The organism is Stenotrophomonas sp. 1337 (assembly GCF_031455455.1).
Taxonomy (GTDB): domain Bacteria; phylum Pseudomonadota; class Gammaproteobacteria; order Xanthomonadales; family Xanthomonadaceae; genus Stenotrophomonas; species Stenotrophomonas indicatrix.
In genome coordinates, this window is record NZ_JAVDSR010000009.1 from 185,101 (window position 1) to 195,091 (window position 9,991).

10 protein-coding genes are annotated in these 9,991 nt (G+C 66.3%); 6 read left to right on the forward strand and 4 right to left on the reverse strand.

The genetic code is table 11. The features are described 5' to 3' along the window. Positions 1-6: 6 nt before the first annotated feature. A complete protein-coding gene (locus J2X70_RS14175) occupies positions 7-1,083 on the reverse strand; it encodes an MBL fold metallo-hydrolase (RefSeq protein ID WP_309910852.1) in 1,077 nt (358 codons plus the stop codon). Between the two features lie 103 nt (positions 1,084-1,186). Here J2X70_RS14175 and J2X70_RS14180 point away from each other — a divergent pair, with 103 nt between their 5' ends. Beyond that, complete coding sequence (locus tag J2X70_RS14180) at positions 1,187-1,798, forward strand: TetR/AcrR family transcriptional regulator (protein ID WP_309910854.1); 612 nt, start codon at positions 1,187-1,189, stop codon at positions 1,796-1,798. 15 nt (positions 1,799-1,813) lie between these two features. Here the strand turns inward: J2X70_RS14180 and J2X70_RS14185 are convergent, their stop codons facing one another. Continuing rightward, positions 1,814-2,446 (reverse strand): TetR family transcriptional regulator, encoded by a 633-nt coding sequence (locus tag J2X70_RS14185; protein WP_309910856.1) that lies wholly within the window; start codon positions 2,444-2,446, stop codon positions 1,814-1,816. 103 nt (positions 2,447-2,549) lie between these two features. Between J2X70_RS14185 and J2X70_RS14190 the strand changes: the two genes are divergently transcribed. Beyond that, on the forward strand, positions 2,550-3,209 hold the full coding sequence (locus J2X70_RS14190; protein WP_080148985.1) for an O-methyltransferase: 660 nt from the start codon (positions 2,550-2,552) through the stop codon (positions 3,207-3,209). A gap of 7 nt (positions 3,210-3,216) precedes the next feature. On the opposite strand, the gene J2X70_RS14195 is transcribed toward J2X70_RS14190, so the two are convergent. Together J2X70_RS14195 and J2X70_RS14200 are read right to left on the reverse strand one after the other, a co-directional pair. After that, entirely contained in the window at positions 3,217-5,157 is a 1,941-nt protein-coding gene (locus J2X70_RS14195) for a bifunctional diguanylate cyclase/phosphodiesterase (protein ID WP_080149509.1), read from the reverse strand. A gap of 104 nt (positions 5,158-5,261) precedes the next feature. Next, positions 5,262-5,978, reverse strand: a complete 717-nt coding sequence (locus J2X70_RS14200; RefSeq protein WP_134832440.1) for an SDR family oxidoreductase — start codon at positions 5,976-5,978, stop codon at positions 5,262-5,264. A gap of 71 nt (positions 5,979-6,049) precedes the next feature. On the opposite strand from J2X70_RS14200, the gene J2X70_RS14205 reads away from it, so the two are divergent. The 4 genes from J2X70_RS14205 (at position 6,050) to J2X70_RS14220 (ending at position 9,729) form a co-directional block, all read left to right on the forward strand. Beyond that, positions 6,050-6,853, forward strand: coding sequence for an APH(3')-II family aminoglycoside O-phosphotransferase (locus tag J2X70_RS14205; protein ID WP_309910860.1), 804 nt, complete (start codon positions 6,050-6,052; stop codon positions 6,851-6,853). 147 nt (positions 6,854-7,000) lie between these two features. Beyond that, the gene (locus J2X70_RS14210) at positions 7,001-7,591 is read left to right on the forward strand and encodes a TetR/AcrR family transcriptional regulator (RefSeq protein WP_309910862.1); all 591 of its coding nucleotides are present in this window, start codon (positions 7,001-7,003) and stop codon (positions 7,589-7,591) included. Next, positions 7,588-8,622: a DUF418 domain-containing protein gene (locus J2X70_RS14215; RefSeq protein ID WP_309910864.1), complete on the forward strand. Its 1,035-nt coding sequence runs from the start codon at positions 7,588-7,590 to the stop codon at positions 8,620-8,622. The genes J2X70_RS14210 and J2X70_RS14215 overlap by 4 nt, the downstream gene beginning before the upstream one ends. 99 nt (positions 8,623-8,721) lie before the next feature. Beyond that, the gene (locus J2X70_RS14220; protein WP_309910866.1) at positions 8,722-9,729 is read left to right on the forward strand and encodes an aminoglycoside phosphotransferase family protein; all 1,008 of its coding nucleotides are present in this window, start codon (positions 8,722-8,724) and stop codon (positions 9,727-9,729) included. The last annotated feature ends 262 nt before the right edge of the window (positions 9,730-9,991 follow it).

The following is a 9,991-nucleotide window of genomic DNA, read 5'->3' on the forward strand; positions in this document are numbered from 1 at the left end:
AGGCCGTTACAGTTGCACACGCTCCCACCAGCGCGTACCAGCGGTCGGTGATTGCATGTCCAGTGCCTCGCCCATCATCGGCGTGGCCACCGGCACGTTCTTTGCGGCAGCCAATGCGCTGATGCGTTCGAACGGTTGCTGCCACTCGTGCAGGGCCAGGTCGAAGGTGCCATTGTGGATCGGCAGCAGCCACTTGCCACGCAGGTCCAGGTGCGCCTGCAGGGTCTGTTCGGGCTGCATGTGCACGAATGCCCAGCGTTGATCGTAGGCACCGGTTTCGATCATCGTCAGGTCGAACGGACCGTACTTCTCGCCGATGGCCCTGAAGCCGTCGAAGTAGCCGGTGTCGCCGCTGAAGAAGATGCGGAAGTCGCCGTCCTGGATCACCCACGATGCCCACAGGCTGCGATCGCTGTCACCCAGGCCGCGGCCGGAGAAATGCTGGCCGGGGGTTGCGGTCAGGCGCAGGCCAGCGGCTTCGGTGGACTGCCACCAGTCCAGTTGCTCGACCTTGGCTGCATCCACGCCCCAGGCAATCAGCTGGTCGCCCACACCCAGCGGTGCGATGAAGCGCGCGGTCTTGCCGGCCAGCTTCATTACCGCCGCGTGGTCGAGGTGGTCGTAGTGGTTGTGCGAGAAGATGACGCCGGCGATCGGCGGCAGTTCGTCGATGCTGATCGGCGGCGCATGGAAGCGTGCCGGGCCCATCCATTGCACCGGTGAGGCGCGTTCGGAGAACACCGGATCGGTCAACCAGTACTGGCCGCGCAGCTTCAGCAGGATCGTCGAGTGCCCCAGGCGGAACAGGCTGCGGTCGGGCGCCGCGTCCAGGGTGGCGCGGTCCAGCGCCTGTACCGGGATGGGGTGGTCGGGCACGGTGCCCTTGGGCTTGTTGAACAGGAAGGTCCACCAGATCTCCAGGCCATCACGCAGGCCCATTGCCGGTTTCGGCAGGGCATTGCGGAACTTGCCTTCGCGGTACTGAGGTGAATCGGGGAAGTCGGGGATGGACCAGGATTTGCAGAAGTTATAGGCGGTCACGGCGAGGATTCCGAGCAGGAGGACAAGGAGCAGGCGCTTCACGGGTGACGTCCGCAGGGTACACTGCACAGTGTAGTTTCCGGATTTCAGAAAGTACACTGCTGGGTGTAAAATGGTGGCGTCCGTTCAGCTGTCTGGTTCCGCCATGCCCCGTACCCCGCAACGCCTTACCGACCGCAAGCGCGAGGCCATCGTCCGCGCGGCGGTGGAAGAGTTCCGTTCGGCCGGCTACGAGGCGACCAGCATGGACCGCATCGCGGCGGTGGCTGGCGTCTCCAAGCGCACCGTCTACAACCACTTCCCGAGCAAGGAAGAACTGTTCGCGCTGATCCTTGAAGAGCTGTGGCAGAGCAGCGTGGCCAGCGTCGAGCTGCCGTACCGCGCCGACCAGCCGCTGGATGTGCAGCTGCTGCAGCTGCTGCGGCAGAAGCTGGACCTGCTGGGTGATGCCAACTTCATCGACCTGGCACGGGTGGCGATGGCCGAGATCATCCATTCACCCGAGCGCGCGCAGGCGATCGTCTGCCGCATGGGCGAGAAGGAGAGCGGCGTCAGCGCGTGGATCCGTGCGGCGATTGCCGATGGGCGGCTGCGCCAGATCGATCCGGAATTCGCCGGCCATCAGCTGCAGGGCCTGGTGAAGAGCTTCGCGTTCTGGCCGCAGGTGACGATGGGCCAGGCGCCGCTGGCACAGGCCGAACGCACGCGCGTGGCCGAGTCGGCGGTGGCGATGTTCCTGGGCTTCTACGCGGTGTAAGCCGGCGGCTGCACGTCAGTGCGCGCCCAGCTGCCTGAGATAGGCGCAGAACATATCCGCGACCGCATCGGCATAGACGCGCATCTCGGCGGCAGTGCGCGGTTTACTGGAAAATTCGCGGCCGGTGGCACCCAGCGTGGTATCGATCAGATCCACCGCCAGCTGGCGCGTGCCCGCCGAGGCCTGCGGCAGCAGCTCGGCCATGAACACGAGCATCGCTTCGTCGGTCTCGCTGCGTGCTTCCTGCGCTTCCGGCGCATCGCGGTACAGCGGCGCGGCATCGTTCAACGCGCCACGGGTCTGCGCTTCTTCGCATTCCGACACGATGAAGGCATGCACCAACGTGCGCAGGCGCTGCAGGTGCGGTTGTCGTGTGTCCTGCAGGATGTCGCGCAGCATCGCGCCGGTCTGCTGCCACTCGTCGCGCTGCAGGCGGAACAGGATTGCCGCCTTGTTGGGAAAGTACTGGTACAGCGAGCCGACGCTGACGCCGGCGCGTTCGGCCACCCGCGCGGTGGTGAACCGGGGGGCGCCTTCGTGCTTCAGAACCTGAGCAGCGGCTTCGAGGATGGCTGCGACCAGGTCGTTCGATCGTGACTGGCGAGGCTGTTTTCTCGAGGAAATCTGCGGCGGACGACGTTCGGACATGGGGCTTTTCCAATGCGAATAGGCGGAACCGGAGATCGTCCGTATTCTTGATTGCGACGAATCATTCGCATTCTAACCCCGTCATCGCAAGGAACACCCGCCCATGTCCACCCTGATCTCAACCCCGGTCGCGCCCCTGCTTGCGCGCCTGTTTGCCGAAGCCGACAGCGCGCTCAGCCCGGCCTTGACCTCCGTCTCCCCCGAAGAACGGCAGCGCCTGCTGGGCAGCCGCACCGAATACCGGCGCCTGTATGGCGAGCTGCTGAAGGACCTGTGGCTGCCGGTGTCGCCGGAAACCGGCCGCCTGCTGTACCTGCTGGCGCGCAGCAGTGGCGCGCGCAGCATCGTTGAGTTCGGTACGTCGTTCGGCATCTCCAGCATCCATCTGGCTGCGGCGTTGCGTGACAACGGCGGCGGCCGCCTGATCACCACCGAGTTCGAACCGGAGAAGGCGCGCCGTGCCGCCGGCCACCTGCGTGAAGCGGGCCTGGACGATCTGGTCGAGATCCGCGTGGGCGACGCACTGGAGACCCTGGCGGTGGACCTGCCCGATACGATCGATCTGGTGCTGCTCGATGGTGCCAAGGTGCTGTACGACGATGTGCTGGAGCTGCTGCACGAGCGGCTGCGACCGGGCGCAGTGGTGATCGCCGACAACGCCGACGACAGCCCGCGCTACCAGCAGCGCATGCGCTCGGGCAATGCAGGCTATCTGTCCGTGCCCTTCGCCGACGATGTGGAGCTGTCGATGCGGCTGGCCTGAAGGCCGCTCAGGCCAGCTGCCGGAACTGCTCCGGTGGCAGGGCCCGTGCATACAGATAGCCCTGGCCCACATCCACCCCCAGCGCACGCAGCAGCTGCTCCTGCGCCGGGGTCTCGGTGCCTTCGGCAACGACGATGGCACCGCAGCGGTGGGCTACTTCCACGATGAAGCGGACGATGGACTGCGACTTGGCATCGGACAACGTGGCGATCAATGCCCGCTCGATCTTGACCTCGGCCACCGACAGCTGCGACAGCAGGATCAGGGTCGAATAGCCGGCGCCGAAGTCGTCCAGTGACAGGCTCATGCCAGCGGCCAGCAGGACGACGACGTTGGCATCGACAACGTCGCGCTCGACGATTTCGGTCCACTCGACGATCTCCAGCCGCAGCATCGCGCCGGGTATGCGTTGCTGCTCCAGCAAGGTGCACAGGCGTGCGCCGAAGCCGGGTTGGCGCAGCGATTCGGCGGACACGTTCACTGCGATCGTCAGCGTATGCCCGTCATCCCTGCAGTGGCCAAGGAAGGCGGTGGCCGCCTGCAGCGTGGCCCATTCCAGTTCGGCAAGGCGTCCGCGACGGCGCAGCAGCGAAACCACCCGCATCGGTGCAATCAGGTGGCCATCGCCATCGCGCATCCGCAGCAGCGCCTCGGCGCCGACCAGGTGGCGGTCCTGCAGGCGGAACTTGGGCTGGTAGTACAGTGGTGCATCGGCGTGCTGCAGCCAGTGGTCCAGCGCGGTCTCGATCAGGGCATCCACTTCGCTGTCGCGCTGGATCGGATCATCGAAGAACACCACACCGGACTCGATCGCGTTCAAGGCCAGGGTGACCGCGCGGAACGGGATGGAGCTGTCGTCCTGCGTGGGCGGCTGCAGCTCGACCACCGCGCAGCGGAACACCGGGCGGAAGCCCGGCCAGTCATCGCCGATCACCGTGGACAGGCGGTCGGCCAGCGCAGGCAGCCCGGTATCCGCGCGGAGATCGGCAAGGCTTGCGTCCGGCAGCAGGATCGCCAGCGCGCTGTCACCGAACTGATAGATCTCCATCGCATCGGTCGGTCGCGCATGCAGCAGGGTGCGGCGCACGGCCTCGGCGTTGTGCGGGTTCCACAGGCCACTGTCATTGAGCGGGCCATAGCGCAGCAGCAGGTCCTGCAGGTTGCCCATCTCGGTCACGATCAGGCACGCGTTGCCGCGGTCGTCGCTGCTGCGCCAATGACGCTGCAGACGCTCGTCGAGGGCGCGCAGGTTGGGCAGGCCGCTCACCGGGTCGATGCGCATCCACGCATGTTCGCGTTGGCGCTGGGCATCGATCTGCGCATCGTTGTAGACCAGCGCGAATACGGCCACCAGCACCAGCAGTGACACCGGCAGGGCCAGCACGCGCTGGGTGGCCAGTTCCAGCAGGGGCAGCTGCGCGCTGCCGATGATCGCCACGCCCAACACCAGCCCGATCAATGTCACCGCGATGCGCACCGCCCAGGCCTGCAGGATCAACCGCAGCGAGAAGTGGGTGAGCATGCGCGGGTATATCCGCCCGCGCAGCCAGATGCCTGCCAGCACCTGCAGCGCCGCTTCCAGGCTGGCGGGCAGGAAATACTGCGTGCCGGAGAACTGGTAGCGCGCCAGCAGGCTGGCCAGCAGGCAGGTCACGCCGCCGCGCCAGCCGCCCAGCAGACCGCTGATCAGCAGGATGTCGATGCCGAGGTTGAGTTTGACCACGCCCTGCGCGTAGCCGGCCACGAACCATGAATTGAACAGGTAGATCAGGCCGAGGATCGCGCCGATGTAGACGCGGCGTCCTTCCATGGCATGGCCGCCGCGGCGGGTGGCGATCAGGAACACGCCGATCATGCCGATCACCGCAGTGGCCTGCAGCAAGTACAGCGGCAGGCTGGGCAGGGCGCTGTCCAGAACCCGGGTCGAGAGCCTCGATAGCGCATCGATAGCCATAGCCGGTCCTGTGTGCGGCCAACTGCCAGTAGACGCAGAGTAAACCACGGCCGCGTGTACGGCCAAACCGGGGCTGCCAGTGTGTGCTGAGCGCTGGTCTAGTAACGCGGATCGGCGATGGCGGGCAGCACCAGCTCGCGCACGAAGCTGGACGGTGACAGCTGCAGCAGGGCGCGCACCATCGACACCACGTCGTGCACCGGCACGTACTCGCCATTGCCGCGTGCGGCCGCCTGCTGCAGCGGCACCGACAGTGCATCTTCGGTATTGAGGTAGCCCAGCTGCAGCGTCGTCACGGCCAGCCGCTGCTGGCGGAAGCCTTCGCGCAGGGCATCGGCAATCCCGTTGAGCGCGAACTTGGACGCGCCGAAGGCCACCTCGGGGCGGCCACTGCGCGGCAGCGCCGAGGTCGAGCCGGTCAACACCAGTTGCGGGCGGCGCCCGCCGAGCACGCGCGGCAGCAGCTGCTTGAGCAGCAGCAGGGTGGCGGTGATGTTGACGTCCACCAGCTGCGCCAGCGCGCTGTCACTTTCGTTGAGGAAATCGTAGTCGTCACTGAATGCGGTCTCCTCCCAGATGCCAAGGTTATGGATGAGCACATCGAGATCCGGCGGCGCCTGCGCCGCGATGCTGGCGGCGGCCCGTGCTGGCTGGCTCAGGTCTGCTTCTATCCAGTGCAGGTCGACGCCCTCGCTGCAGTCCAGCTGCGTGGGGCGTGTGCGCGATACGCCGATGACGGTATCGCCGGGCCGGCAGAGGCCTTCCACGAAGGCGCGGCCAAGACCTTTGCTGGCGCCGATGACCATGAGTTTCATGCAGTGTCCTTTGCTGTCAGGTGTCCGCTTCGGTGAGAATCCAGGCTGTGACCGGGGCCGGAGTGGTGGGGATGGAAGCAGGATCGAGCGATGGCGGTGTAATGCCTTTGCCGTCGCAGTGGCGCAGCGCGCTGCGCGATGCAGATATCGAGATGCAGGGCATCGGCGTGTCGCGCGCCGATGTGGCGCGGGTGCGACGTCAAGGGTTGCCGGATGCGTTCCTGAAATCGGAAGTGATCGATGCCTTCAGCGAACTGGAGGGCGAAATCCTGCGTCTGCGTTGGCTGCGGGCACAGGGACAGCCGGTGCCAACGGTGTTGGACACTGCGGAGGTGGGCGGTCGGCGTTGGCTGCTGATGAGCGCGTTGCCCGGCCATGACCTGGCATCGTCGCCGACGCTGGCGCCCGCCCAGGTGGTCGTGCTGCTGGCTGACGCGCTGCGCGCCCTGCATGCGCTGCCGGTTGCCGGTTGTCCGTTCGATCATCGCCTTGCATCGCGCTTGCCGGAGGTCGCTGCGCGCGTTGCCGCAGGGTTGATCGATGCGGATGATTTCGACGATGAGCGCCTGGGCCAGAGCGCCGAGCAGGTGCATGCCGAACTGATCGCAACGTGTCCGGCGGATGAGGATCTGGTGGTAGCGCACGGCGATGCATGCCTGCCGAATCTGATGGCGGTCCACGGCCGCTTCAGCGGTTTCATCGATTGCGGCCGGCTGGGTGTGGCTGATCGTTGCCAGGACCTGGCATTGGCCGCACGCAGCCTGGTCCACAACTATGACGACACCCGCTGGGTTGCACCCTTGCTGGCCCGCTATGGCATTGGTGCCGATGAGCGCCGACTCGCGTTCTACCGCCTGCTGGACGAGTTCTTCTAGGTGCATGCAGGGTCCGCAGTTGCAGCAGGGCGCGGCAGGATCGGTCCTCAACAGCGGTTGAGGTCAAGCGCGACGGCCTGAATGGTGACTGGCCGACGGCTTGCATTCGGCTTTCAAATGGACGAACGTTCGTTCATTGTTTGCCGCATGAACCGCACCGACCGCAATGAGCAACGCGCCTCGCAGATCCTGCAGGCGGCTATGCAGTGCTTTCTGTCCAAGGGCTTCCACCAGACCAGCATGCGCGACATCGCGCAGGCGGCCGGGGTGAGCCTGGGCAATCTCTACAACCACTTTCCCGGCAAGGAGGCGCTGATCCTGGCGACGGCCGAGGCCGAACGGGACGAACTGCAGCCGTTGCTGCAGCGGTTGGCGGGATGCAATGGCGAACGTGCGCAGGTGCAGGGGTTCCTGCGGGACTTCCACACCCTGTGCCGGCAGCCGGAATGGGCGCTGTTGAGCGTGGAAGTGCTGGCCGAGAGCGCGCGTAATCCGGCGGTGGCGGCGGCATTCGCTGGCAACCGCGCGCAGTTGCAGCGCGGTCTTGCCGAGGCTTTGCAGGAGGTCGCACGTCGTGAGCGCCGCCGGCCCGTGCTGGCGCCCGCGCTGCAGGCGCAGGTGCTGCTGGATGCAATCGAGAGCGCCGCGCTGCGGCAGGGATTGGGTGAGGCGAGCGATGCCGATATCGACGTGCTTGATCCCTCTCTGCTGGCAGCACTGCTCGGGGCGCGTGCGTGAGCACTGACGATCGGCGGCTGCATGGGCTGGACTTGGCGCGCTACCTCGCCCTGGCCGGCATGGTGCTGGTCAACTTCCGCCTGGCGATGGCCGTCGAGACCGACGGCGGCGGCTGGCTTGCTGGATTCTTCCACCTGCTGGAAGGCAAGGCTTCGGCGACCTTCGTGACGCTGGCCGGGGTGGGCCTGATGCTGGCCACACAGCGACTGGCGTGGTGGCAGGCAAGCGTGCAGACCTGGCGGCGGGCCGTGTTCCTGGCCGTGCTCGGCCTGCTCAACCTGACCGTGTTTCCTGCCGATATCCTGCATTACTACGCGGTGTACTTCGCGCTGGCGGTGCTGTGGCTGCGCGCGTCGCCCCGTGTTCTGCTGGGCAGCATGGTGGCTCTGGCGATGGTCGCGTTCTGGTCCCTGCTGCGCTGGGACTACAGCCAGGGCTGGAACTGGCAGACGCTGGCTTACGAGGGGCTGTGGCACTGGCCGGGTGCGATGCGCAACCTGCTGTTCAATGGCTTTCATCCGGTGTTGCCGTGGCTGTGCTTTTTCCTGCTGGGCATGCTGCTGGCGCGGCTGCCGCTGTCGCAACCCCGGGTGCAGCGTGCCTTGCTGCTGCTCGGCCTGCTGCTGATGGGGGCCGGCCAGGTGTTGCAGCAGTGGGGCCACGCCACGCCGTGGCAGGTGTGGCTGGCGACGCAGCCGATGCCGCCCGGTCCGGCCTATCTGCTGACCGGCGCAGGCGCGGCGTGTGCACTGATCGCAGCATGCCTGTCGCTGGTGCGGCTGCATCCTGGCGATTGGCTGGAACCGTTCACTGCGGCCGGACGGATGACGCTGAGCCTGTACGTGGCGCACATCCTGATCGGCATGGGCGTGCTGGAATCGCTTGGACTGCTTGATGGCAGTGCCAGCCTGTCGTGGGTGCTGATGGCCGCGTTGTTGTTCGTGATGCTGGCGACCGCGGCGGCCTGGTTGTGGTCGTGGCAGTTCGCGCGCGGTCCGTTGGAAGCGGTCATGCGACGCATCGCCGGCTAGTTCTTTTGTCACAGGAGAGTGATGTTGTGACCAGTTTGCCTGTGCGGATGCAAGGCCATCTGCGATAGTAGGTGTCGTCACCAAAGCACGCCTGCATCCATGTCATTCGCTTCGGCGCAGCAGATCGTTGAAGTCCTGCAGCAGTCCTACGACATCAACGCGACCGCGGTGGTGCCGCGTCCGGTGGGCGCCGACGCCAATGCGTGCGTGTTCCGTATCGATGCCCGCCACGACCATTGGTGGTTGAAGTGCCGCAACTTCCAGGTGGCACCCGCGGTGTGGGACAGCCTGCATTGGCTGCGTGGCACCTTGGGCATCGAAGAGATTGTTGCGCCGTGGCCGGCATTGACCGGCGGCGCATCGGTGCAGCGCTGGGGCCTGCAGTTCACGCTGTTCCCCTACATCGAAGGGCAGTCGGGCTTCGAGGCGCCGCTGAGCCGTGCGCAATGGTGCCAGCTGGGCGAAGTGCTGCGTCGCCTGCATGAGGCCGAGATTCCGCCGGCGTTGCGCCAGGCACTGCCGACGTTGCGGCTTGAAACCGCAGCGGTCGACACGGTGGGGACATGGTTGCGCGATCCCTCGACGCTGGCGCAGGCGCAGGATCGGTCCGGCAGTGCGTTCCTGGCGCTGTGGCAGCAGCAGCGGCCGCGCATCGCCGAACTTCACCAGCGTGCCCAAGCGCTGCATCGCCAATTGCAGGGTGAAGCACCGGCGTTGCGCCTGTGCCATACCGACCTGCACGCGGGCAACCTGCTGATGGGGCAGGACGATGCACTGCACCTGATTGACTGGGACGGACTGGCACTGGCCCCGCGCGAGCGCGACCTGATGTTTGTCGGCGCCGCGGTAGGTGGTCGCTGGGGGCGCGAGCATCCGCTGGGCTTCGCCGAAGGCTATGGCAGCGACCTGGGCGATCCGCGCTGGATTGCGTGGTATCGGCACTGGCGCATCCTGCAGGACCTGATCGAATTCGAGCAGATGCTGCTGGGCCCCGGCGCGGCGCAGCGCTCGTTGCAGCAGCACCGGCAAGCACTGCATTACCTGGGCGAGCAGTTCGCGCCGGGCAATGTGTTCGATGCGGCCGAGCGCGCGTACCAGGTGCTGTAGGGGGTCCGGCCGGGCTGCGCCCGGCACCCGCGGTAGTGCCGGCCGCTGGCCGGCAACCTCAACAGCAACAGCCGAAGCAACAGCAACAGCCGGCTCTGCACTATCTGTGGGTTTGGCGGGGCGGTGTCGGATTGCGGGGACGCCGTAAACCCATCCATGGGGGCTTGGCCGCGGCATCCATGCCGCGGACACCCCGCAATCCGACACACCACCCCCAAGAACAAAAAAAAAAAGCAGGATGTGGGGGTGGTGAAGAGTGGAA